We start from the raw sequence: 24,972 nt of genomic DNA, 5'->3' as shown, positions 1-24,972 counted from the left end.
CATCGCATAATGGGGCTCAGCTTGGGGAAGCCTGATGTCCGCCATCGATTCCACATCCCGTATGCAGGATGAGCCTTCGCGTTCCCGCCTGCGGGCCGAAACCCCGCCCGCGCACTATTGGCGCCGCTGGGTCGGCGATGCCGGCGCCGAGGACGTGGAAACGCCCGGAACCGGAGAGCCCATCGAGATGACCGCCACGCCCCCGACGCCCGAAGACCCGTCGACCGCGCCGTCCGCCGCTGCCGTTGCGGCGCCCGCGACGGCGGACCGCGCGGCCGCGGACGAACCGGTGCGGGCCGATGCGCCCTACCGCGTGCTGATCGTCGAGGACGACCGCGGCCAGGCCCTGTTCGCGCAAAGCGTGCTGCATGGCGCCGGCATGCAGGCCGAGGTGCAGATGCAGTCCGACGGCGTGCTGGAGACGATGCGCCGCTTCCGTCCCGACCTGGTGCTGATGGACCTGCACATGCCCGGCCAGGACGGCATGTCGCTGACCATGCTGCTGCGCCAGCAACCCGAGTACCTGCACCTGCCGATCGTGTTCCTGACCGGCGACCCGGACCCGGAACGCCAGTTCGAAGTACTGGAAAGCGGCGCGGACGACTTCCTCAACAAGCCGATCCGCCCGCGCCACCTGATCGCCGCGGTGTCCAACCGCATCCAGCGCGCGCGCCAGCGCGACCAGGCGTCGGCGCCGCGGCCGGCCGTCAACACCGAGACCGGCCTGCCGACGCGGACCTTCGTGCTGCAGCAGCTGACGGATTCGCTGCAGCGCCGCTCGCGCGGCGGCCTGTTCTTCGTCGAGGTCAACAGCGCGCTGAGCCTGCGCGAGCGCTACGGCTACGCGGTGTTCGAGCACCTGATGAACCAGGCCGCCCGGCAACTGGCCGCCTCCGCGTCGCCGCACCCGGTGGCGCGGCTCAACGACAACAGTTTCCTGATGCTGGCCGACAGCGTGGACGAGACCACCCTGGCTGCGCTGGCGCAGCAGTTGCGCGACGGGCTGGCCGGCCACGACTTCCAGGCCCGCCCGGACGAAGTGCTGAAGCTTCGCGGTTCGGTGGGCTATACCGCGCTTTCGCTGGGCTTCGCCGACGCGGGCAGCGCGCTGGAAGCGATCGAGCGTGCCGTGCTGCAGGCGCGCCTGAAGGCCGACAGCATGGCCGCCTACGTGCCGGCGCAGGTCGACGACGACGCGCCACGCATCTCGCTCGAGGACGGCCAGTTCGAATTGGCGTACCAGCCGATCGTGGCCGTGGCCGGCAACGACCAGGCGCAGTACCAGGTGCTGCTGCGCATGCGCCAGCCCGACGGCTCGCTGCTGCCGGCCTCGCAGGTGATCCCGGCGGCGGAACTGGCCGGCGGCATCGCGCAGATCGACCACTGGGTGCTGGAACACGCGCTGTTCGTGCTGGCCGAGCGGCAGGCGCAGGGGCCGTCGCTGCGGCTGTTCGTCTCGCAGTCTCCGCGCTCGCTGGCGCGCGAATCGCATGCGCAATGGCTGCTGGATGCGCTGCGTGCGCGCGGCATCGAAGGCACTTCGCTGGTCATCGACCTGCGCCTGGCCGACGCGCTGATCCATACGGTGACCCTGCGCGAGTTCTGCCAGCAGCTGATGCCGGCCGGCGTGCAGTTCTGCCTGAGCCAGTTCGAGCCGGGCGCCGAGGCCGATGCGCTACTGACCCAGTTGCCCCTGGGTTTCGTGCGCGTGTCCAGCAAGTTCGCCGGCGCGCACGCCGACCCGAAGCTGCGCGACCAGTTGCGCAGCGTCATCGACCATGCCCATCGCCAGGGCCTGCAGGTGATCGGCCAGCAGATCGAGGACCCGCAGGCCGCCGCCGCCATGTGGATGGGCGGGGTCGATTTCATCCAGGGCAACCTGGTGCAGGCGGTCGGCAGCGAACTGGGCTTCGACTTCCACAATGCGGTGCTCTAGGGCTTGCCGATGCCCATTGCCGAACGCGCACCGATAGCGCCCTGGGTCGCCACGGCCCTGGCGCTGGCAACCCTCGCCGCCATCGGCGTGGCGCTGGCCGGCCTGGCCGGTCCCTGGCACCTGGTCGCGGCGGGCACGGGCGTGGCCACCGCCATCGCCACCCTCGTCGTCGCTCTGCGCGCGCGCGAACAGGCCCGCCTGCACGCGGGCGTGCAGGCGCGCGCGGCGATGGCCGAATCCGAGCGCGACAGTCTCCAGCGCGAGCTGCAGCACCACGACCGCCTGGAACAGGACCTGGTGCGGGCCAAGCAGGCCGCCGAGTCCGCCGCGATGGCCAAGGGCGAATTCCTCGCCACCATGAGCCACGAGATCCGCACGCCGCTCAACGGCATCGTGCCGATGCTGGAAATGCTGTCGCGCGCCTCGCTGGCGCCGGACCAGCGCGAGATGTTGAACACCGCCAGCGCTTCGTCGCACCAGTTGCTGCGCATCGTCGATGACATCCTCGACTACTCCAAGCTGGAGGCGAACAAACTGGAACTGGAGATCACCGGCTTCAACCTGCGCGAACTGCTGGATGGCGTGCTGCAGCTGATGTACCGGCCCGCCGAGAACAAGGGCCTGCGCCTGAGCCTGCAACTGGACCCCTCGGTGCGCCTGCCGGTGCGCGGCGATCCGGTGCGCCTGCGCCAGGTGCTGACCAATCTGATCGGCAACGCCATCAAGTTCACCGACCGCGGCTCGATCACCGTGGTCGTGCGCCGGCTGGGCGAGACCGCCGCGCAACACCTGCTGCGCTTCGAAGTGCGCGACACCGGCATCGGCATCGAGGAGGAAGCGCGCAACCGGCTGTTCCATTCCTTCAGCCAGGCCGACGCCTCCACCACGCGCCTGTACGGCGGCACCGGGCTGGGGCTGGCCATCTGCCGGCGCATCGTGGACCTGATGGGCGGCCGCATCGACGTGGTGTCGGAAATCGGCCGCGGTTCGACGTTCTGGTTCGAGGTGCCGCTGATGAAGGTCATCGGCGACCTGCGCCAGCGCGACAACGGCGCGCTCGACCACGGCCGCGTGCTGATCGTTTCGCCCGATGCGCGCCTGCGCCAGCGCCTGGCGCTGCTGTCCACCAACTGGGGCATGCAGCCGGTGGCGGTGGAAACCACCCAGGAAGCGCTGGACCGCCTGCGCCTGGTCGCCGAACAGGGGCAGCAGGACTACATCGCCGTGCTGGCCGATGCCGGCGGCATCCGCAGCACCGCGCTGGCGTTGCACCGCGCCATCGATCGCCGGCCGCTTCCCGACACGCTGCGGCTGATCTGGCTGTACGGCGACGATGCCGTGCCCGCGGAACTGCATCCGCGCAGCACGCTGCTGTCGCGGCAGGCGCCGGACGCCGACCTGCGCGCCGCGTTGACCGGCGCCACGCCGGAACCGGATACGGACGCGGATACGCCGGCGATGGAGGAGATCTTCCCGTCCGCGCCGCCAGCCGCCCCGGCGCCCCCGGCCGCGCAACCCGCGCTCGAGACCATGATCGAAGCCGTATCCCTTCCCGCCGCCGCGCTTACCGTGGACCTCGACGCCATTCCCGAATCCCCCGTGGTCAGCGCTATGCGCACACGCCCCCGCCTGCTGCTGGTGGAAGACAACCCCGTCAACCTGCTGGTGGCGCAGAAACTGCTGTCCGCCCTGGGGTTCCAGTGCGAAACCGCGGCCAACGGCGACATCGCGCTGAAGCGGATGCAGGTGGAGAACTTCGACCTGATCCTGATGGATTGCCAGATGCCGGTGCTGGACGGCTACGCCGCCACCCGTCGTTGGCGCGAGCATGAGCTGCAGCATTCGCCGGCGCAGCGGTTGCCCATCATCGCGATGACCGCCAATGCCATGGCCGGCGACCGCCAGCGTTGCCTGGACGCCGGCATGGACGACTACCTGGCCAAGCCGGTCTCGCGCGACCAACTGGAAAGCTGCCTGCACCGCTGGCTGCCGGACCGCATGACCTTCGTGCTGCGCAACGCCGCGCTGGCGCCGGCCGCGGAACCCGCCACCCCCGCCCCGCCCGTGGCGACCGCGCGGGCGCCGGCGCCCAGCTTCCCGGTACTGGACCAGACCATGCTGGAGGAACTGCGCGAGATCGCCGGCGACGAAACCGCGCGCATCATCGCGGTGTTCCTGGAGGATGCGCCGCGCCTGATCGGTACGCTGGAGAAGGCCGCCGCCGTGCCGGACCTGGATGCGATGCGCGATGCGGCGCATACGTTGAAATCGTCCAGCGCGAACGTCGGCGCGATGGCGTTGTCGGCCGCGGCCAAGCGCGTGGAACTGGGCGCGCGCGCGCGCAAGCTTGAGCGCCCCGCCGTGGCGGTGGCGCTGGTGATCGCCGAGTACGCGCGCGCGCGCATGGCGTTGCAGGGCTACGCCGCGCAGCAACTGGGCCGCCCGCTGGCGGCCCAGGTCGCGGCTCAGTCGTCGCCTTCCAGCTTCGTCAGCAGGTAGTTCGGCTCGCCGATGCGGTCGATCACCGACAGCTGGGTCTCCAGCCAGTCGATGTGTTCCTCTTCCGAATCCAGGATGTCGACGAACAGCTTGCGGCTGACGAAGTCGGCCACCGTCTCGCAGTACGCGATGGCCTCGCGCAGCAACGGCAGCGCCTCGTGTTCCAGCGCCAGGTCGCATTCCAGGATCTCGCGCGGGTTCTCGCCGATGCGCAGCTTGCCCAGCGCCTGGAAGTTCGGCAGTCCATCGAGGAACAGGATGCGCTCGGACAGCTTGTCCGCATGCTTCATCTCGTCGATGGATTCCTCGTACTCGTGCTTGGCGAGCTCGTTGAAGCCCCAGTTCTTCAGCATCTTGGCATGCAGGAAGTACTGGTTGATCGCGGTGAGTTCGTTGTAGAGCGCCTTGTTGAGGTACTCGATGACCTTGGCGTCACCCTTCATGGCCATGCTCCTGCGGGGGAAGATGGCGGAAGGTTAGCGAGTTCGCGCCGCCGACGGCGGAACGCGAATCGTGTTCATCTCGACAGTGCGACCGACGAGCGGCCGCGGTGCGCTCAGGCCGCGTGCGAAAGATTGAGGATGGGGAACAGCGGCTCACGCCCGCCATGCACGCTGTCCAGCAGATCCACGGCGGTATCCAGGCAGGTGCCGCAGGTGGCGCCGCAACCGGTGCGCATCGTCAGTTCGGCGACGGTACGGCATCCATGGGCGGCGGCTTCGCGGATCTGGCGTTCGGTCACGCCGTTGCAGATGCAGACGTACACAGTGGCGGCAGGGTGCGGCGGGCGCGGAACGGCCCGCGACCATTCAAGCGCGAATGAGAATGATTGTCAATTCTTAACGGGCTCGCTGCCCGAGCCCCGTTTACGCGCCGGCCGGCACCGTCCACGCCAGCGCGCGCCCTCCTGCGGGCGCGGATCGGGCAGTTGCGGCGGCACCGCCTGGGGCCCCGCCACGCCGCGCGCGAACGGGGCCAGATGCCCGAGTGCGCTGGCGTACACCCGTCGCTTGAACATGACCACGTGCTCGACCGGATACCAGAAATCCACCCAGCGCCAGTGGTCGAACTCGGGCGTGTCGGTCACGTCCAGCCGCAGGTGGGCTTCGTCGCCGACCAGGCGCAGCAGGAACCAGACCTGCTTCTGGCCGATGCAGACCTGGCGTTCGTTGCGACGGATCGCCCGCGGCGGCAGGCGATAGCGCAGCCAGCCCGGGGTAACGCCCAGAACTTCCACATGTTCGGGCAACAGGCCGGTTTCTTCGCGCAACTCGCGGTACATGGCCTCGACCGGCGTCTCGTCCGTGTTCATGCCGCCCTGCGGGAACTGCCAGCCGTCCCGGCGCACGCGCCGCGCCCAGAAGACCCGGCCATCCGGGCGCATCAACACGATCCCGACGTTGGGTCGGTAGCCGTCCGGATCGATCACGATGCGGACTCCTTAAATCTACTGGCTCCGACTCTGCCACGGCCCGCCCCGGGCCACAAGCGCGGCCGCTCCGGTTGACAGGCAGGGGCCGGAAATGAAGAATACGCGGTTCGCGCGGCTATGTAGCTCAGCCGGTTAGAGCACAGCACTCATAATGCTGGGGTCGGTGGTTCGAGTCCACCCATAGCCACCAGATTCCCGTTGGGAATCAACGCGTTGAACGAACCCGCCGTCAGGCGGGTTTTTTGTGGGCGCGTGCCGGGGTTGGCTGGCTGGGTGGGCCGGTTTAGGGGTGGCTTACGGCACCACACGGTTCCAGCTTCTCTGGCAGCGCCCGGCCCGCATCGCCCCCACTACTCAGCGGGCTGTTGAACCATCAGATAGCCGGAGATCCAATCGGTCCCGGCGCGCGGATCAGTGCGGGATTTCGATGGCGATGGCGGTCGCTTCGCCGCCCCCGATGCACAGCGATGCCACGCCGCGGCGCAGGCCGCGCCGCTGCAGGGCGTGCAGCAGGGTCACGATCAAGCGGGCGCCAGTCGCGCCGATGGGGTGGCCGAGCGCGCAGGCGCCGCCGTTGACGTTGAGCCGCTCGCGATCGATGCCGAGATCCTTGGCGGCGGCCATCGCAACCACGGCGAAAGCTTCGTTGATCTCGAACAGGTCGACGTCGCCCACCGACCAGCCCGTCTTGTCGAGCAGCTTCCGGATCGCCGGGATCGGCGCCGTCGTGTACCAGGCTGGTGCCTGGCTGTGGGTGGCGTGCGCCTTGATCTCGGCCAGGATCGGCAGGGATTCCCGCTCGGCCAGCGAGCGGCGGGTAAGAACCAGCGCGGCGGCGCCGTCGGCGTTCGCCGATGCGCTCGCGGCCGTGATCGTGCCGTCGGCGCGGAAGGCGGGCTTCAGCGTCGGGATCTTGTCGGGCGACACCTTCAGCGGGTGCTCGTCGTGGGCCACGATGTGCTCGCCACCCTTGCCGGCAATCGAGATCGGGCTGATCTCGTCGGCGAAGGCGCCGCTCTCGATGGCCGTCCGGGCCCGCATCAGCGTCTGCGCGGCGTAGGCATCCTGGTCGGCGCGGGTGAATCCGTAGGTTTGTGCGGCAGCCTCGCCGAAGTCGCCCATGGCCCGGCCGGGCTCGTAGGCGTCTTCGAGACCGTCGAGCATCATGTGGTCGAGCACGCGATCGTGCCCCACGCGGTAGCCGCTTCGGGCGCGCGCAAGCAGGTACGGTGCGTTCGACATCGATTCCATGCCGCCGGAGACGACGATGTCCGCGGCACTCGCCAGGATCAGGTCGTGTCCGAGCATGGTGGCCTTCATGCCCGAGCCGCAGACCTTGTTGATGGTGGTCGCACCGGTTGCATCGGGAAGCCCCGCGCCGCGTGCCGCCTGGCGGGCCGGCGCCTGTCCCTGGCCGGCGGGCAGGACGCAGCCGATCAGCACTTCGTCCACGCGGTCGGCCGGCAGGCCGGATCGCTGGAGGGCGGCGCGGATGACGTGTGCGCCGAGTTGCGTGGCCGGCGCGGGCGCCAGGTCGCCGAGGAAGCGGCCGAGCGGCGTGCGTGTTGCGGCGACGATGACGATGGGATCGAAGGACATGGCGGATTCCCTGGAATGGCTGTGCGCCCATCTACGGCGAGGTCGAAGACCGCTGGCGCATGCCGATTGCGAAGACGATGAGGGACAGGCCCGTGCAACCCGCCAGCACGATGCCCAGGGATGAGTAGGCGGCCAGGTCGAGCGAGCTGGCGATGCTGATGGCGAGCGCGGCGCTGCCCATCTGCAGGAAGCCGAGCAAGGCCGAGGCAGTGCCCGCCTGCATGCCGAACGGCTGCAGTGCGATCGCAGTGCCGAGTGGATTCACCATCCCCATGCCGAGCAGGAAGACCGCCAGCGACAGGCTGAACATCGTGGTGGTCTGCGCGCCCAGCAGCAGCAGAATGCCGCCGCCGAGTGCGATCGCGATGCCGGCCAATGCCACCGGCCGCTGCCCCCGGCGATGGGCCAGGCGCGGCGCGAGCAGGCCGGCACCGAACACCACGAACACGGTCGTGGCGAAAAACAGACCAAGTCCCAGCGACGAGAAGCCGAAACCATCCATCAGGATGGCAGGAGCCGTCGCGAAGAACGCATAGAGCGCACCGAGCACCAGGCTGACCGACGCGGCCGGCACGATGAACCGGCCATCGATGAGCAGATGGGCGTAACCCTTCACGATGGCCCCGGCCGATACCGATGCGCGGCGATCGGCAGGGTGCGTTTCCCCGGTGCTGACGACGTAGTGCGCCGCGAGCACGAGCCCGAGCACCCCCACCAGCACGAAGGCGCCGCGCCAACCGACCAGGCTGTTCAGCGCGCCGCCGAGCAGTGGAGAGAAGCCCGGCGCCGCGGCCATCGCCACCATGATGAGCGCCAGCGTGCGTGCGAGCGCCTCGCCCTCGAAGAGGTCGCGCGCGATGGCGCGCGACAGCACCGAGGCCGCGCAGACGCCCAGCGCCTGCACGACACGGCCCGCCACGAGCCAGGGCAGGCTCGTGGCCACTGCGCACAGCGCGCTGCCGGCCAGGAACACGGCCAGCCCGCCCAGCACCAGCCACCGCCTGCCGAAGCGATCGGACAGCGGCCCCACCAGCAGCTGGCCCGCCGCGAACGCAACGAAGAAGCTGCTGAGCGTGACGCCGAGATCCTTGGTCGAAACGCCCAGGGCGCTACCCATGTCCGGGAAGGCCGGCAAGATGATGTTGGTCGACAACGCCCCGAGCGCGGCCAGGCCGGCCAGCAGGAAGAGCAGCGAACCCGTCAGGCGGCGCGCCACCGGCACGAGATTCGTGTCGAGCACCGCGCTGCCCGGCACTGCCTGCAGGTCGGGGCGTTCCGTGGCCGGGCTGGTCATGGGTGCCCCCGTCAGCCGACAGCGATTTCGGTGAGGTAGACGCCGTGCGACAGCCCTTGCTTGACCTCGCGGGACGGTTCATCGACGACGACTTCTTCCTCTCCGGCTTCCAGCGCGTCAAGCGTGAGGCGAACGACCTCTTCGGGCGTGGTCTTGGGCACGTCTAAATCCCGCACGAGGTCGGTGTCGATGAAGCCGGCATGGAAGCCCAGGACCTGGGTGCCCTGGGCCCGCAGCTCGTGGCGCAGGCCATTGGTCAACGACCAGGCCGCCGCCTTGGAGACGCTATAGGCGGCGATGGCCGGCGTGTTGATCCAGCTCACGATGGACAGGATGTTCACCAGCGCACCGCCGCCGTTGCGGCCCAGGGTGCCGGCGAAGGCCCGGCTCGTGTTCAGCACGCCGAAGAGGTTGGTTTCCAGTTGTTCGCGCAGCAGCGCGTCGGCATCTTCGCCGAGGAATCCACCCAGCCGGCCGATGCCTGCGTTGTTGATCAGCACGGTGACATCGCCACAGGCGCGCGCAGCTTCCGCGACCTCTTCGGGCTTGGTCACATCCAGCCGGATCGGCACCACGCCAGGCAGCGTGACCGAGGCCGGATTGCGCGCCGCGGCGTAGACCTTCGCGGCGCCGCGCGCCAGCAGTTGCTTGGAGAACTCAAGACCGAGACCGCGATTGGCCCCGGTGACCAGGACAACAGAACCTTCGAGTTTCATGGGACATCCTCTGCGCTATGCGCGTTGCGCTTATATGATGATCATAATATTTGAGATCGAAGAAATGCCCGCCGGCCATTGCTGCGCCGACGGCCCCGATTCAACCGTCGTATCGGTCGAGCAGGTCGTGCTTGGCAGCCGCCAGGACCGCGCGACCATCCGGGTTGTCGCCCAGCGCCCTCGCCAGTTGCACCGCTCCAACCAACTGGCTGGTCACTGCCCACGCGGCGCCGGCGGAGCGGTCGGCAGGCAATATCTTGTGGACCAGGCGGTGCAGGTTGCGCACGAGTTGCTGCGAGGCATCCACCACGTCGGGGGCCTGACCGGGGATCTCGGAGCACAGTGCCGCGACCGGACAGCCTTTTTCCCGGTTGCCGATCTCGCTTTCATAGAGGTAGCTCTCCACCAGGGCGCGGAACGGGCTCAGGCCTGCGCGCGTCAAGCGGTTCATGTTCTCTTCCAGAATGCTCGCCACGTCGGAGCCTGCCCGAGCGACGGCGGCGGACAGCAAGGCATCCCTGGAGTCGAAATGCGCGTAGAAGCCGCCATGCGTGAGGCCGGCTTCGCGCATCACGTCGGCCACCCCGACACCGTGGAAGCCGACCCGGCGCACAGCACGAGAGGCCGCATCGAGGATCCGCTCGCGGGAAGCTTCTTTCTGGCTGCTGCGTGCCGTTGTATTCATATTACGATCATCATGCAACATAATCCGATGGGGTGCAAGCCGACCAAGATCATCCACCGCGCGGCACCCGGAAGACCCTGCAGCGATGCGGGGCCTCTTGCGTTCAAAGGCCTCCGTTGGCACGTCGTTCCGATGCGGATGGTCCTCCCCCGGACACCGATGTACGACTCCCTGAATTCGGTTCATCAGCCCCTTACGGAAGCCATCCACGTCCCGGCCGGCTGACCGGGATAGGCGGGAACACCGGGTCATGCAGATCTGACCATGGCCCTTGTGCATTTGGCACCCGCCATCGGGCCGGCATGTCGATTCCCGGCGCCCCCGACCGTCGACCTGAGGACCGACCCGAACCCGAGGGACAAATCGATGCAGACCAAGGCCATAGGCACCCTTTATTACTCGCACAACCTCAATCCACGGGTGGCGGTAGCCGCGGCGCGCCATCTGGGGGCACCCGTCAAGTTCGTCCGCGCGGACCCGATGGGCAAGGACCAGCAGGCCTTCCGCGCCATCAACCCCAACACCCTCGTCCCGGTGCTGGTCGAGGAGACGCGGACGCTCTGGGAAACCGATGCCATCGTCATGCGGCTCTCGGCCCTGATGGACGATGCGTTCTGGCCGCCCGACCGCACGGAAGAAGTGATGCAATGGGTCAGCTGGAGCGCGCACCATTTCACCAAGGCCGGCGGGACGTTCTACTTCGAGAACATCATCGTCCCGCGGTACTTCGACAGGCCGGCCGACTGGAAAGCGCTGGAAGAGGCGCACGAGGACCTTCAAAGATTCGGTGCGGTCCTGGACGATCATCTCGCCGGCCGGACCTGGCTGGTGGGAGAAGCCCTGACCTATGCCGACTTCCGCGTGGCATCGGCCCTGCCGTTCGCCGCCGAAGCCCGCCTGCCGCTGGACGGATTCCGGAACATCCAGGCCTGGTACGCGCGTATCGACGCGATCGATGCATGGCGCGACCCGTTCAACGGGCTGGGCTGAGCCGCAAGGATTCCATCCGTTGGGAACGCTCCGCCAGCAAATCGAACCCACGTGTGGGGCGCTACGGCGGAATCACTGCCACTCGATCAGGAACCACGCCTCCAGCGTCTCGCCCGGCAGCAGCAGGGTGGGCTCGAGATTGAACGCATCGGGCGGACCGCTTTGCGGTTCGATGCAGGTGGCGTGCGCGGCCTCGTCGAAGACGACCCAGTGGACACAGTTCGATGTCAGCCGCAGGCGTTGTCCGGCGCGATGCACGACGACGTCGGCCTCGTTGATGAAGCAGTCGTCCCAGGGCCCCGGCGGCGGCACCGTGAGCGGCAGCGTCGCGATGCCGTGCGGGTCGCGCGGGTAAAAGCGTGTCGGAGAGAATTCGATGCGGTCCGGCTTGCGGAACCACGGGTGCCATCCGATCACCGCGGGCATGGCCTGCGTCCCGGCCTGCAGCGACAGCCTCATCTCCAGGCGCTGCGCCTGCACATGGATGGCTTGCCGCGCCACGCCGCCGAACGGCCAGCGCCGGTCCTGCGGCAACGGCAGCGATAGTTCGGCGCGGTCCTGCGCGTGCGCATCGACCTGCCAGGGCAGGCCGAACGCCACCCCATGGATGGCGTGTTCCCCGTGATTCAGGGGAAGCCGGTAATCGCGCCCCCCGAACGAAAAGCGGCCATGCCGCAGGCGGCCCGCCCACGGCACCATGGGATAGCTGCCCCACGCGATCATCGCGGGCGTGCCGTCGTGCGGACCGATCAGCTGTTCGACGCCGCGATGCCTGATCTGTGCTATCCGCCCACCCGCCTGCGGCGCGATGTCGACGGACAGGTCGCCATGCGCGATGGTCGTCAGGGGCCCTGGCGCCATCGGGGCCATGGCGCCGGTCGATGGCGCACGGGAATGGAGGTCAGGCTCCATACGGGTCGATGGTCCGGATCCTGCCCCGCTCGTCATGGTGAAGTTCGGTGAACTTGACCGAGCGCAGATGGGTCACGCCGCCGGACAACAGGGCATCGTGGTAGAACAGGTACCACCTGCCCTCGAACGCGCAGATGGAATGGTGCGTGGTCCATCCGACCACGGGCTTGAGGATCTGGCCCTGGTAGGTGAAGGGGCCGTAGGGGCTGTCGCCGGTGGCGTAGCACAGCAGGTGCGTGTTGCCGGTAGAGTACGAGAAATAGTACTTGCCCTGATGCTTGTGGAGCCACGGCCCCTCGAAGTAGCGCCGTGCGTGGTCGCCGGCCCGCAGCGGCCGTCCGTTCTCGTCGAGGATGACGATTTCCCGCGGCGCTTCCGCGAACTCCTTCATGTCCGGCCCCAGGCGCGCCACGCGCGGGCCGAGCGCAGGCTCGTCGTCCGCCGGCTCGCCGTGGCCGGCGTCGTAGACGTTGTCGCGGTACTTCTGCAACTGGCCGCCCCAGATGCCGCCGAAGTACAGGTAGTGCTCGCCATCGTCATCGGCGAAGACCGCCGGGTCGATCGAATAGCTGCCGCGGATGGGCTCCGGCTCGGCGACGAAGGGACCCGCGGGACGCTCGCCCACCGCGACGCCCAACTGGAAGATGCCGTCGGCGCGCTTGGCCGGGAAGTACAGGTAGTAGCGCCCGTCCCTGCACGCCGCGTCGGGCGCCCACATCTGCCGGTCCGCCCAGGGCACGTCGCGCACGTGCAGCGCCATGCCGCAGTCCTCGGCCGGACCCTCGGGCGAATCCATGCGCAGGACGTGGTAGTCCTCCATGCCGAAATGGCCGCCTTCGTCGTCGAACGGCGCACCGGCATCGATGTCGTGCGAGGGATAGACGTAGATCCGTCCCTCGAACACGTGCGCCGACGGGTCGGCGGTGTAGATGTGCGTCACCAGCGGCTGCGAGATGGCCCTGGAGGCCAGGGCCTCCAGATCGACGTTCGCCGGCTCATCGCTCATGGGAGTATCCGCCATTCGAAAGCATCCGGAAGTCAAGGCGCGTTTCCCGCCAGCAGCCTGCGCTCGCCCAGTTCGCGCTCGATGCGCGACTCCAGGGGCTTGTTGATCTCGTACAGGAACAACAGGCCGACGGCCAGCAGGAAGGGCAGCGAGCAGAACACGCTCACGGTCAGGCGGATGCCGTCCACCGTCTGCGGCGACTGCGTCGCCGAACCCGCCTCGTAGCCGTAGCGGGCCAGCAGCGCCGCCACCAGCGCGCCGCCCACGCTCAGGCCGATCTTCAGGCCGCAGATCATGGCCGAGAAGATGATGGCGGTGGCGCGGCGGTTGTTCTTCCATTCCGAATAATCGGCCACGTCCGCGATCATCGCCCACAGCAACGGGATGGTGATGCCGTAGCAGAAACCGTGCAGCATGAAGGAAACGAACACCAGCGCGATCGCGGTGGGGGAGTACAGGTAGAAGGCGAGCAGGAACAGCGTGGAGGCGAACAACGCGCCGCCGAACACGTCGCGCTTGCCGAACCGGTCAGCGAGCGGCCGGGACAATCCGATCCCCAGGATCATGCAGATGATGCCGCTGGCATTGAACAGGCTGAAGGCCGAGGTGGCGGCGTCCTTCGGCCACTGGAACTCGGCCAGCCCCGCGCCGGTCAGCGCGGCGTTGATCGCGCCGATGAAACCGTTGAAGCCGATGCCTTCCAGGAAGCCGGCCAACGCGGTCTCGCTGAGGTAGTACTGGAAGTAGTAGATGTACGTCCCGCCCTTCAGCGCCAGGTTGACGAACACCAGGATGGTGAGCGCCAGCATCACCTGCCATGGCCGGTTGCGGACCAGATCGGACAGGTCCTGCAGCACGCCGGATGACTGCTCCGCGGTCGGCACGACGCGTTCGCGGGTGGTGAAGAAGGTGATCAGGAAGAACAGCGTGCCGACCATCGCGAAGAGGGTCATCACGCTCTCGAAGCCCTTGACCTTGTCGCCGTCGCCCAGGATCAGCACCAGCGGAAGCAGCAGCACCTGGATGATGAACTGCGCGATCATCACCGCCACGAAGCGGTAGGCGGACAGGCTGTTGCGCTGGCCCATGTTGCCCGTCAGCACGCCGCTGAGCGCGGAATAGGGCAGGTTGTTGGCGCCATACACCAGCACCAGCAAGGTGTAGGTGGTCAACGCATAGATGACCTTGCCGCGCTCGCCCAGGTCCGGCGTGCTGAAAGCCAGCAGCGCCAGCACGCCGAAGGGAACGGCCGTCCACAGGATCCACGGCCGGAACTTGCCCCAGCGCGTGCGGGTGCGGTCGGCGATGATGCCGATGACGGGCGTGAACACGAACGCGCCCAACAGGCCGACGAAGAAGATGACCTTCGCCGCCGTGGCGGCCGGCAGCCGGTACACGTCGGTATAGAAGAACGCCAGGTACGTCACCAGCGTCTGGAAGATCAGGTTGGCCGCCAGGTCGCCGAGGCTGTAGCCCACCTTTTCCGTGACGGACAGCTTTTCCGAAGTGCTATGCATGGCGACCCTGGGGTAGTGGCGGAAGGAACGTGGGCGGATGGTCGCAGATGGCATGCCCTTCCTGTCCACCGCCAGGCACCGCGCGTTCGCGCCCTGCGATGCGCATGCCGCGCCCAAAAAACGCGACCCACCCGGCGCCGGAGCGCCGGAGAGGGCCGCGGAGGGAAAACCACGCTGAAGCAGGCGCGATCAGAACGAACCCCGGATGCCCAGCAGGATCGTACGACCCGGATCGTAGAAATCGTTCACGGCGTTCGGCCAATGGAAGTTGGAACGCCGCTCCTCGCCGGTGATGTTGATCACGTTCAGGGTGATCTGCGGCGCGGACTTCAGCCACGACAGCGTGTAGCTGGCCGACAGGTCCAGCTGGCCCCGGTCCTCGCCCTTGAGCTGCGCGTACGGGATGCCCTGCTGGTTGGGACCGCTGGCGATCACCTCGTCGCTCCAGGTGTAGGACAGGCGCACCGACGCCACCTTGTTCTCCCAGTAGGCGGTGGCGTTCCACAGCTTCGGCGCGATGCCGAAGACGTTGCCGGCCAGCCTGTCGGCGTCCTGGCCCTTGGGGTCCAGCTTGATGTCGGTGTAGTTGGCCATGAAGCCCAGGCCCTCGAACACGAAGTTCAGCGGCCGCACCCAGATGACCTCCCAGCCGCGGATGTCGAGCGAGCCGTCGGCGTTGACCTGCTGCTGCACGTTCACCGTGGCCGAGTTGGGGCCGCCGCGTTGGTTGATCGCCAACTGCTGGCTCTCGGTCAGGTCCTCGAACGGGATGCCCAGTTGCAGGAACGGGATGGTGTTGACGCCCTGGTAGGTATAGCCCTCCACGCGCTTGTTGAACAGGGTCAGGCCGACGAAACCCTCGTCGCCGGTGTACCACTCGCCGCCGATGTCGAAGTTGGTGGACGTGTACGGCGTCAGGTTCGGATTGCCCTGGCTGGCGTTCTGCGCCGACTGGTCGGTGAAGGTGGTATTGGGCAGCATCGAGCTGGGATTGGGCCGGGTCATCGTGCGCGAGGCGGACATGCGCAGCACCACGTCGTCGGCCACGTCCCACGCGGCGCTGAACGACGGCAGGAACTCGTCGTAGTCGCCCTCCAGCGTCTGCCACTGGCGCACCCCGCCGATCGTGACCGGGCCGCTGATCTCCTGGTCGGTGGTCACGTAGCGCACGCCAGCGTTGAAGCGCAGCGGACGGTTCCACACGTCGGCCTCGCCGTTGATCTCGACGTAGGCGCCCAGGGTCTTCTCGCTGATGCCGCCGGTGGAGCCGCCGGTGACCGGGCCGCCGGATTCCGGCGCCTCGTCGCGGTAGCGGTTGTAGTTGGTGGCGTTCATGAAACGGCTGAAGTCGGCGGTGATGAAACCGTACGGGCCGGGCCGCAGGTAGGACGCCAGTTCCGAATCCGGGATGGTCGCGAAGACTTCCGTCTGCCATGCGGCACTGTTGTCGAAGCCCTGGATGCGGCGCTCGGCGTCGTCCCAGGCGAAACCGACCCTGAGGTTGCGCTTGTCGTCGCCGAACTGCAGGTCGGCACGGGCGCCGCTGGTCTCGGTGACGCGCTTCTCGTTCTGCACGTTGACCCGACCGCCGGCCCAGGTCCAGCCCAGGTTGGGGTCGTTGAGGTCCAGAGCGGTGTCCCAGGTCGGCAGGCCGCCGTTGTTGCGATAGTCGATGGTGGTGAACGGCGAGTTGACCAGGATGGTCGGGGTCTCGCGGAACATCCAGCTGCGGCTGGCGTTGGCCTGCACGTTCAGCTTGATGTCGCCGTCGTCGCCGAACCAGAACGTGGCGCCGGGATTGATGTTCCAGTACTTCACGTCCTCCACGTAGGGACGCGCCTCGAGGAAGAACTGCGCGTTGGTGAAGGTCGCCTCGGTCACCACGCCGTTGCCATCCACCTGCATGCCGATCGGGATCATGTTGCCGTTGCGGCCGACCAGGTTGATGTCCAGGCGGTTGTTGGAGCGATGCGCTTCCGAGTACAGCATGTCCAGGTAGAAGTGCGCGTTGTCGCTGGGCCGCCATTCGAAGGACGCCACCAGCGCGTCGCGATCGCGGTCGCCGGACATGTGCACCGGGCGGCCCAGGCGCGGGATCAGCGCCTCGCTGATCTGGTCGATGGTCAGGCCGGGATTGAGGCCCAGCAGGAAGTCGCGATCGATGATGGTGCCGGGGGTCAGGCCGGCGCCGATAACGGTCGGGCGGTCGGGCACCGTGTCCGGGATTCGCCAGCCGTTGCCGCCGCCGACGTTGCACTCGGCCGGCTGGTTGGTCGCCGGGGTGCCGTCCGGCGGGGTCAGGCCGCACTGCGTGTAGGTCAGGCCGGGATTGGTCCAGCCGATGGTCTCGTAGCCTTCCACGCCGATCCGGCCGCGCACCGAGGACACGCCGACCAGGGCCCCGAAGGTGCCTTCCTGGTTGGTCCAGCTGCCGATCAGCGAACCGCGCGGGCTGATCTTCTCGCTGATGTCGTTGTATTCGCCCTGCAGTTGGTAGGTCAGGTGCGTGCCGGGGTTGTCGAACGGGCGCGCGCTGCGCATGTCGACCACGCCGGACACGCCGCCCTCCAGCAGGCTGGCCGTCGGCGTCTTGTGGACCGTCAGCTGGTTGAAGAATTCGGTCGGGAACAGGTTCAGGTCGACTTCGCGGTTCTGGTTGGTGCCGTCCAGGCCGATCGACGCGGTGGCGACCTGGCCCCCGTTGATCACGGTCTTGGTGAAGCTGTTGGGCAAACCGCGAATCGCGATGTTCAGGCCTTCGCCGTTGACGTCGCGCGACAACTGGATGCCCGGGATGCGGTTCAGCGACTCGGCGATGTTCAGGTCCGGGAACTTGCCGATGTCCTCGGCGAAGATCGAATCGGTGAAGCCGGTCGAATCGCGCTTGGCCTCGGTCGCGTATTGCAGGCTCTGGCGGAAGCCGGTGACGGCGACGCGGTCCAGTTCGGTGACCTCGGTCGACTCGGGGGCGGCGGCCTCCGGCTCTGCCTGCGCCTGGTTCTGTTCCTGCGCGAATGCCGGACTGGCGGCCATGCCCAACAGGGCCATGCCCAACGCTCGCGACAACGCTGTTCTTGCGATAAGGACTTGCACCGTACTCCCCTCCCGTTTCTGGTGACGGGCCGTCCGCGACATGCGTCGGCCGCATTGATTTGGTGTTCTGGACGACTCTTTACGTGGCTGGCCCGAAGCGGCCTTCGACGACGCTGCCGGATGGTAGCGCTACCACCAATAGCCCGCACGCTGCGCAGCAACATGACGCCGGAAGGCCGATTCGCGGGCCGCGTTTTCGCCGCACCGCAACATGATTTTCCGCGTGTTTCTTGCCGTTTTACCCGGACTGTTGCGCCGCGGTGGGCGTGTTCGCCGTGCGTATGATAATGATAGCGCTATCACCAAATCGGCCTTGCGCCGCACCCGGAGGGAGGGATGACGCAGACCCGCAGGCAGGCGTCCGACGCACTGCACCGCAGCCACCGGCACCGCGCGCGCGCCGCCGCACCGGCGGGCCCGGCATGAGCCGTGCGGAACAGGCCCTGGAGGCGGCCGCGCCGGGGGGCAGGATCGGCATGTACCGCTGGCGCGTCTGCGCCATGCTGCTGGCGGCCACCACCATCAACTACATCGACCGGCAGGTGCTGGGCGTGCTGGCGCCGTTCCTGCAGGACGAGATCGGCTGGAACGAGATCCAGTACGGCTACATCGTCACCGCCTTCCAGGCGGCCTACGCCATCGGCCTGCTGTGCACCGGCGCGATCATCGACAAGCTCGGCACGCGCGTGGGCTATGCGATCGCGATCAGCGTGTGGAGCCTGGCCGCGATGAGCCATTCGCTGGCGGCCAGCGTGGTCGGCTTCATGCTGGCGCGTTTCATGCTGGGGCTGGGCGAGGCCGGCAACTTCCCCGCCGCCATCAAGACCGTCGCCGAGTGGTTCCCGCGCCGCGAGCGCGCGCTGGCCACCGGCATCTTCAACTCCGGCTCCAACATCGGCGCCATCGTCGCGCCGTTGATGGTCCCGGTCATCGCGGTGACCTGGGGCTGGCAGGCGGCGTTCCTGTTCACCGGCGCGCTCAGCGCCATCTGGCTGGTCGTCTGGCTGTTGTGGTACCGCGCCCCCGAGCGGCAGCCGAAACTCGCTGCCGCCGAACTGGCGCACATCCGCAGCGATCCGCCGGAACCGTCGGTGAAGGTGCCGTGGTCGCGCATCCTGCGCCATCGCCAGGCCTGGGCCTTCGTCGCCGCCAAGTTCATCACCGACCCCATCTGGTGGTTCTTCCTGTTCTGGCTGCCGAAGTTTTTGCACGCCGAGTACGGCCTCACCCTGCTGGGGCTGGGCCTGCCGCTGATCGTCATCTTCGTACTGGCCGACGTGGGCAGCATCGCCGGCGGTTGGCTGGCCGGCCGCTTCATCAAGCTGGGCTGGAGCGTGAACCGCGCGCGCAAGGGCGCGATGCTGGTGTGCGCGCTGTGCGTGGTGCCGATCGTGTTCGCCGTGCAGGCCGACAACCTGTGGCTAGCGGTGGCGCTGATCGGGCTGGCGACGGCCGGACACCAGGGCTGGTCGGCCAACGTGTTCACGCTGACCTCGGATATGTTCCCGCGCCGCGCGGTCGCCTCGGTGGTGGGCATCGGCGGTTTCGCCGGCGCGGTCGGCGGCATGATGATCGCCACCTTCACCGGCTTCCTGCTGGAGACCACCGGCAGCTACGTGCCGGTGTTCATGATGGCCGGCTCGGCCTACCTGCTGGCATTGCTGGTGGTGCACCTGCTGGCACCGCGGCTGGAACCGGCGAGGCTGGAGGGCTGACTGCCATGGCATGGTTCCGGACGAGAAGCGTATCCGCCACGGATCTGCGCGGATGCACGCGGATCAAGAGCGCGTTGGATACGCCTTATCCGCGGCCAAAGAATCGACACGAGAGGAAATATCGATGAAGAAGCTCTCCGCTTTCCTGTGCATGGCGCTGTCCGCGGCGCCACTCGCGCTGCACGCGCAAGGCACGCCGCTGGCGCAGGACCAGCCCAAGTTCCTCGGCAGCGCCTACGCTGATGCGCAGGCGCCCGGTTTCGCCGGGTACTGGAACAAGGTCACGCCCGAGAACGCCGGCAAGTGGGGCGAGGTGGAGGCCGAGCGCGACAGGATGGACTGGACCGGGCTGGACGAGGCCTACCGCTTCGCCAAGGAGCACGGTTTCCCCTTCCACATGCACGTGCTGGTGTGGGGCAACCAGCAGCCGGAATGGATCAAGACGCTGCCGCCGGCCGAACAGCGCGAGGAAATCGAGGAGTGGTTCGCCGCGGTGGCGCAGCGCTACCCGGACCTGGACTACGTGGAAGTGGTCAACGAACCGCTGAACGATCCGCCCGGCAAGGACGACGAAGGCGGCGGCAACTACATCGCCGCGCTGGGCGGCGACGGCGCCAGCGGCTGGGACTGGATACTGGAATCGTTCCGCCTGGCGCGCCAGCACTTCCCCGGGTCGAAACTGCTGATCAACGACTACAACATCACCAACAAGCCCGAGAACACGCGGCGCTACCTCGAGATCGTCGAACTGCTGCGGAAGGAGAACCTGGTCGACGGCATCGGCGTGCAGGCGCATTCCTTCGCCACCACCACCGAATGGCCGATGGAGGTGCACCGCGCGAACCTCGATGCGCTCGCCGCGACCGGCCTGCCGATCTACGTCACCGAGATGGACATCGACGGCCCGACCGATGCCCAACAACTGGCCAGCTACCAGCGCGTGTTCCCGGTGTTCTGGGAGCACCCCGCGGTCAGGGGCATCACGATGTGGGGATTCCGCCCCGGCCTGTGGCGCGAGAAGGAAGGCGCGTTCCTGGTGCGTGAGGATGGCAGCGAGCGTCCCGCGCTGGCGTGGCTGCGCGACTATGTCCACGGCACCCGTGACGCCCGCGACGCGGGCCCGTGATCTCCGCGCGCCATGCCCTGCCTTCCCGTGAAGCCGCCCCGATGAACGTTGCCAAGTCCCTCACCCTGCACGAAGACCGGCTGTTTTCCTCCGATGCCACCCAGCGCGCGATCGCGCGGCGGTTGTATTCGCAGGTCGCGCAGTTGCCGATCATCAGCCCCCACGGCCATACCGACCCGGCCTGGTTCGCCGGTAACGAAGCGTTCGCCAACGCCACCGAACTGCTGCTGGTGCCCGATCACTACGTGTTCCGCATGCTCTACAGCCAGGGCGTCGCACTGGATGCGCTGGGCATCCCTCGCGCCGACGGCTCGCGCGCCGATGTCGATCCGCGCGAAGCGTGGCGTCTGTTCGCCGCGAACTTCCACCTGTTCCGCGGCACGCCGTCGTCGATGTGGCTGAACCATGTCTTCTTCGAGGTGTTCGGCCTGCGCGTGAAGCTGGACGCGGCCACGTCGGACCACTACTACGACACGATCACCGAAGCGCTGGCCACGCCGGCCTTCCGCCCGCGCGCGCTGTTCGAGCGCTTCGGCATCGAGGTGATCGCCACCACCGAGTCGCCGCTGGACCCGCTCTTGCACCATGCCGCCATCCGCGACAGCGGCTGGGGCGGCCGCGTCATCACCGCCTATCGTCCCGATCCGGTGGTCGATCCCGAGCACGGGCAGTTCCCGGACGCGCTGCGGCAGTTCGGCCAGATCACCGGCGAGGACGTGCATACCTGGGACGGCTACCTGCGCGCGCACCGCCAGCGCCGCGCCTTCTTCGCCGCGGCCGGCGCCACCTCGACCGACCACGGGCATCCGAGCGCCGCCACCGCCGATCTCTCCCCGGCGGAAGCGCGCCTGCTGTTCGACAAGGTCGTGCGTGGCGCGGCCACGGCGGAGGACGCCGAACTGTTCCGCGCGCAGGTGCTGACCGAGATGGCGGCGATGAGCCTGGACGACGGGCTGGTGATGCAGATCCATCCGGGTTGCTTCCGCAACCACAATCACGGCCTGTTCCAGCGCCATGGCCGCGACAAGGGCGCCGACATTCCGTTGCGCACGGAGTACGTGCATGCGCTGAAGCCGTTGCTTGACCGATTCGGCAACGAACCGGACTTCAGGCTGATCCTGTTCACGCTGGACGAAAGCACGTATTCGCGCGAACTCGGCCCGCTGGCCGGCCACTATCCTTGCCTGTTCCTGGGGCCGGCGTGGTGGTTCCACGACGCGCCCGAAGGCATGTGGCGCTTCCGCGAACAGACGCTGAGCACCGCCGGCTTCCACAACACCGTCGGCTTCAACGACGACACCCGCGCCTTCCTGTCGATCCCGGCGCGCCATGACGTGGCGCGTCGCGTCGACTGCGCGTTCCTGGCCAAGCTGGTGGCCGAGCATCGTATGGACGAAGACGAAGCGGCCGTAGTCGCCGTGGACCTGGCCTACCGCCTGCCGAAGCGAGCATATCGGCTCGATTGAAGCCATTCCTGTTGTGGGAGGGACTTCAGTCCCGACGGGCTTTCCCGGCGAAGCGTCGGGACTGAAGTCCCTCCCACAGAACATCGCCGAACGGCACGACATGCGTCCGGCGCCATCGTCCGCGTGGAGGCTTCATTCATGACCATAAGGATTCGCAGGGTGATACCACTGACCCTGATGCTGTTGGCCGGCCTCGCGCTTGCCGGCGGCAGGGAGCCGCGCATGCCGGACACTGCCTCCTACAAGAGCGGACCTGCGAATGATGCCTCGCCCATCCCGATCGGCCTCAAGGACGCCTACGCCGACGCCTTCATGATCGGCGTAGCCGTCAACGACGACATCGTCTCGGGCCGGGACGCGCTTTCGCAGGCGCTGGTGCCGGTGCATTTCAACGCCATCACGGCCGAGAACGTGATGAAGGCCGAGGTCCTCAACCCCGAGCCCGGCAAGTACGATTTCAGCGCCGCGGATGCATTCGTGGCGTTTGGCGAACGACACGGCATGTTCGTCATCGGCCACACGCTGGTCTGGCACAACCAGACGCCGGAGTGGTTCTTCCAGGATGGCGGCGGCAAGCCGAACACGCGCGAAGCGCAGACCGAACGCATGCGCGCCTACATCGAGAAAGTGGCCGGGCGCTACGTCGGCCGGGTCCATGCCTGGGACGTGGTCAACGAGGTGATCGACGAGGACGGTTCGTACCGCCCCACCATCTGGGTCGACAGTATCGGCGACGGCGACGAACTGGTGCGTCTCGCCTTCAGGTTCGCCAGCCGGTACGCGCCGGACGCCGAGTTGTACTACAACGACTTCAACGCCTGGCGGCCGGAGAAGCGCGACGGCATCGTGCGCATGGCGAAGATGCTGCAGGACGCCGGCATCCGCATCGACGGCATCGGCATGCAGGGGCACTGGGGCCTGAACTATCCGTCCACCGAGCATATCGAGGCCGCCATCGACGCCTACGCCGCGCTCGGCCTGAAGGTCATGATCACCGAACTTGACGTGGACGTGCTGCCTCTGACCAGGGAAGGACAGATCATCGGCACGGGCATGGCGCACAAGCAATTCCAGCTACCGGAGTTCAAGCGCTTCCTGGACCCCTACCCCGACGGCCTGCCGACCGAGGTGCAACGACAACTGGCCGACCGCTACGCGGAGCTGTTCCGCATCTTCCACCGCAAGCGCGATGTCATCGCCCGCGTCAGCCTGTGGGGCGTGCACGACGGCATGTCGTGGAAGAACGATTACCCGGTGCCCAACCGGACCAACTACCCGCTGCTGTTCGACCGCGAACGACAGCCGAAGCCCGCGCTGAAAGCGTTGTTGAAGGTGCCGAAGGCGCGACAGCGTCCATGAAGTGGCGCCATGCCGACGCTCCGGCCTTTTCCATTGTGGGAGCGACTTTCATTGTGGGAGCGCGTAAGTCGCGACGGCTTCCCGGTAAAGCTCCATCGCGACTTACGTCGCTCCCACAACAGGGCGGCTGGCCGTCGCCTGCGCCAATGCGCGCGAGACGGCCGCCGGAGTCGCATCGCCAAGCGCGGCATAGGCCGTGCGCAGCGCTTCGGCGAAGCGCGGATCGCCGGAAAGCGGAGCGAACACCGCATCGAGTCCCAGGAAGGCATCGGCATCGTGCCATGCGTCTCCGGTCGCGGCACGGCCGATGCCGGACAACACGTCGGCGAGCGGATCGACCAGCGCCACGCCGTTGCGCGCCTGTCGGCGGACGAAGTGCATCCAACCCGCCACCGGCAGGCACAGCGCATCGATCGGCCGGCCTGCGGCCAGCGCGTCGGCGAGGGTACCGAGCAGGCGCACCGGCAGCTTCTGCGAACCGTCCCAGGCGATCTGCGAGAGGCGATGCTGGATGGCCGGGTTGCGGAAGCGGGCCAGGATGGCGTCCACGTAGGCCGGCGCGTCGAAGCCTTCCGGCGCGGCCAGGCTGGGCACGATGTGCCGCCGCATCAGCCGCTCGACGAAAGCGGACAGCACCGGGTCGCGCATCGCCTCGGCGACCGTCTCGATCCCCATCAGCGAGCCGAGATAGGCCAGCGCCGAATGCGGGGCATTGAGCAAACGCAGCTTGGCGCGGTCGTATCCGTCGATGTCGCCGCTCATCGTCACGCCGACGCGTTCGAGCGCGGGGCGGCCGTTGCAGAACAAATCCTCCACCACCCATTGCGCGTAGGGCTCGCGCTGCACCGGCCAGGCATCCTCGACGCCGAGTTGTGCGGCGACGCGCGAACGCAGGTTGTCGTCGGTCGCGGGCGTGATGCTGTCCACCATCGAACGCGGGAACGCGACCTCGCTTGCGATCCAGCGCGCCAGGTCCGCATCGATCCGCTCCGCGTACTGCAGCACCGCGCGGCGCAGGCGTCCGCCGTTGTCGGCCAGGTTGTCGCAGCTCAGCACGGTGTACGGCGCGATGCCGGCAGCACGGCGCAGCCGCAGGCCGGCGACCAGATAGCCGATGGCGCCCTTCGGCGCTTCGGGCGAGGCCAGGTCGTGGACGATCTCCGGATGTGCGAAGTCCAGGCCGTCGCCGGCCAGGCAGTAGCCCTTCTCGGTGATGGTCAGCGTCGCCAGCCGCACCGCCGGATCGGCCAGTCGCGCCAGCACCGTTTCCGGCTCGTCCGGCGCGCAGAGTAGCTCGCGGATCGAACCGATCACGCGCAGAGACGGCTGTTCGTCCAGCAGCGCCAGCGTGTACAACCCATCCTGCGGCCGCAGCGCGTCGCGCACGCCCGCGCTGTGCAGCGATACGCCGCAGATCGCCCAGTCCGGTTCGTCGGCGAGCAGGTCGTCGATGTAGGCGGCCTGGTGCGCACGGTGGAACGCGCCGGGGCCGAAGTGGACGATGCCAATGCGAATGCGGTCGCGGTCGTAGGGCGGGCGCGCGATGTCTGTGGGCAGCGAGACCAGTGCGGTCCGATCGAGGCGTGTGGTGGGAAAAGCGGAACGCGACATCAATCTCTCGTCTCCA

18 protein-coding genes, 1 tRNA gene and 1 pseudogene are annotated in these 24,972 nt (G+C 67.8%); 8 read left to right on the top strand and 12 right to left on the bottom strand.

Going from position 1 to position 24,972, the window contains the following annotated elements; genetic code table 11:
* Positions 1–34: 34 nt before the first annotated feature.
* Both AAD027_RS13965 and AAD027_RS13960 read left to right on the top strand, forming a co-directional pair.
* Positions 35–1,936: an EAL domain-containing protein gene (locus tag AAD027_RS13965; RefSeq protein ID WP_341726628.1), complete on the top strand. Its 1,902-nt coding sequence runs from the start codon at positions 35–37 to the stop codon at positions 1,934–1,936.
* Positions 1,937–1,945: 9 nt separating this feature from the next.
* Positions 1,946–4,435: an ATP-binding protein gene (locus tag AAD027_RS13960; RefSeq protein ID WP_341726627.1), complete on the top strand. Its 2,490-nt coding sequence runs from the start codon at positions 1,946–1,948 to the stop codon at positions 4,433–4,435.
* On the opposite strand, the gene bfr is transcribed toward AAD027_RS13960, so the two are convergent.
* The 3 genes and pseudogenes from bfr to AAD027_RS13945 all read right to left on the bottom strand — a co-directional run.
* Positions 4,402–4,878 (bottom strand): bacterioferritin, encoded by a 477-nt coding sequence (gene bfr / locus AAD027_RS13955; protein WP_341726626.1) that lies wholly within the window; start codon positions 4,876–4,878, stop codon positions 4,402–4,404. The two genes, AAD027_RS13960 and bfr, sit on opposite strands and share 34 nt — an antisense overlap.
* Before the next feature lie 113 nt (positions 4,879–4,991).
* Positions 4,992–5,201 carry a (2Fe-2S)-binding protein gene (locus tag AAD027_RS13950; RefSeq protein ID WP_341726625.1) on the bottom strand — a complete coding sequence of 70 codons (210 nt, stop codon included), beginning with the start codon at positions 5,199–5,201 and terminating at the stop codon, positions 4,992–4,994.
* A gap of 183 nt (positions 5,202–5,384) precedes the next feature.
* A pseudogene (locus AAD027_RS13945) lies at positions 5,385–5,864 on the bottom strand (RNA pyrophosphohydrolase); the annotation flags it as partial.
* A 116-nt stretch (positions 5,865–5,980) separates the two neighbouring features.
* Here AAD027_RS13945 and AAD027_RS13940 point away from each other — a divergent pair.
* Positions 5,981–6,057: transfer RNA gene (locus AAD027_RS13940), tRNA-Met, on the top strand.
* A 221-nt stretch (positions 6,058–6,278) separates the two neighbouring features.
* Here AAD027_RS13940 and AAD027_RS13935 read toward each other — a convergent pair.
* The 4 genes from AAD027_RS13935 to AAD027_RS13920 form a co-directional block, all read right to left on the bottom strand.
* Complete coding sequence (locus tag AAD027_RS13935) at positions 6,279–7,466, bottom strand: acetyl-CoA C-acyltransferase (protein WP_341726624.1); 1,188 nt, start codon at positions 7,464–7,466, stop codon at positions 6,279–6,281.
* Between the two features lie 31 nt (positions 7,467–7,497).
* Entirely contained in the window at positions 7,498–8,760 is a 1,263-nt protein-coding gene (locus tag AAD027_RS13930; protein WP_341726623.1) for a multidrug effflux MFS transporter, read from the bottom strand.
* Positions 8,761–8,771: 11 nt separating this feature from the next.
* Entirely contained in the window at positions 8,772–9,476 is a 705-nt protein-coding gene (locus tag AAD027_RS13925; protein WP_341726622.1) for an SDR family oxidoreductase, read from the bottom strand.
* 100 nt (positions 9,477–9,576) lie between these two features.
* Positions 9,577–10,161: a TetR/AcrR family transcriptional regulator gene (locus AAD027_RS13920; RefSeq protein WP_341726621.1), complete on the bottom strand. Its 585-nt coding sequence runs from the start codon at positions 10,159–10,161 to the stop codon at positions 9,577–9,579.
* Between the two features lie 366 nt (positions 10,162–10,527).
* Here AAD027_RS13920 and AAD027_RS13915 point away from each other — a divergent pair, with 366 nt between their 5' ends.
* On the top strand, positions 10,528–11,151 hold the full coding sequence (locus tag AAD027_RS13915; protein ID WP_341726620.1) for a glutathione S-transferase family protein: 624 nt from the start codon (positions 10,528–10,530) through the stop codon (positions 11,149–11,151).
* A gap of 72 nt (positions 11,152–11,223) precedes the next feature.
* On the opposite strand, the gene AAD027_RS13910 is transcribed toward AAD027_RS13915, so the two are convergent.
* The 4 genes from AAD027_RS13910 to AAD027_RS13895 form a co-directional block, all read right to left on the bottom strand.
* Positions 11,224–12,012: an aldose epimerase family protein gene (locus tag AAD027_RS13910; protein WP_341726619.1), complete on the bottom strand. Its 789-nt coding sequence runs from the start codon at positions 12,010–12,012 to the stop codon at positions 11,224–11,226.
* Positions 12,013–12,052: 40 nt separating this feature from the next.
* Positions 12,053–13,069, bottom strand: coding sequence for a glycoside hydrolase family 43 protein (locus tag AAD027_RS13905; protein ID WP_341726618.1), 1,017 nt, complete (start codon positions 13,067–13,069; stop codon positions 12,053–12,055).
* Between the two features lie 32 nt (positions 13,070–13,101).
* Complete coding sequence (locus tag AAD027_RS13900; protein WP_341726617.1) at positions 13,102–14,586, bottom strand: MFS transporter; 1,485 nt, start codon at positions 14,584–14,586, stop codon at positions 13,102–13,104.
* A gap of 189 nt (positions 14,587–14,775) precedes the next feature.
* On the bottom strand, positions 14,776–17,679 hold the full coding sequence (locus tag AAD027_RS13895) for a TonB-dependent receptor (RefSeq protein WP_341726616.1): 2,904 nt from the start codon (positions 17,677–17,679) through the stop codon (positions 14,776–14,778).
* Positions 17,680–18,101: 422 nt separating this feature from the next.
* Here AAD027_RS13895 and AAD027_RS13890 point away from each other — a divergent pair, with 422 nt between their 5' ends.
* From AAD027_RS13890 to AAD027_RS13875, 4 genes are all read left to right on the top strand, one after another.
* Entirely contained in the window at positions 18,102–19,394 is a 1,293-nt protein-coding gene (locus tag AAD027_RS13890) for an MFS transporter (RefSeq protein ID WP_341726615.1), read from the top strand.
* Between the two features lie 151 nt (positions 19,395–19,545).
* Positions 19,546–20,520 carry an endo-1,4-beta-xylanase gene (locus tag AAD027_RS13885; RefSeq protein ID WP_425605467.1) on the top strand — a complete coding sequence of 325 codons (975 nt, stop codon included), beginning with the start codon at positions 19,546–19,548 and terminating at the stop codon, positions 20,518–20,520.
* A 41-nt stretch (positions 20,521–20,561) separates the two neighbouring features.
* Positions 20,562–21,986, top strand: coding sequence for a glucuronate isomerase (gene uxaC / locus AAD027_RS13880; RefSeq protein ID WP_341726613.1), 1,425 nt, complete (start codon positions 20,562–20,564; stop codon positions 21,984–21,986).
* A gap of 222 nt (positions 21,987–22,208) precedes the next feature.
* Positions 22,209–23,345, top strand: coding sequence for an endo-1,4-beta-xylanase (locus AAD027_RS13875; protein ID WP_341726692.1), 1,137 nt, complete (start codon positions 22,209–22,211; stop codon positions 23,343–23,345).
* A 102-nt stretch (positions 23,346–23,447) separates the two neighbouring features.
* On the opposite strand, the gene AAD027_RS13870 is transcribed toward AAD027_RS13875, so the two are convergent.
* Entirely contained in the window at positions 23,448–24,956 is a 1,509-nt protein-coding gene (locus AAD027_RS13870; protein ID WP_341726612.1) for a mannitol dehydrogenase family protein, read from the bottom strand.
* Positions 24,957–24,972: the final 16 nt, after the last annotated feature.

This window comes from Pseudoxanthomonas putridarboris, from assembly GCF_038321125.1.
GTDB classification, from domain to species: domain Bacteria; phylum Pseudomonadota; class Gammaproteobacteria; order Xanthomonadales; family Xanthomonadaceae; genus Pseudoxanthomonas_A; species Pseudoxanthomonas_A putridarboris.
This window is presented reverse-complemented; position numbering and strand designations above follow the sequence as displayed.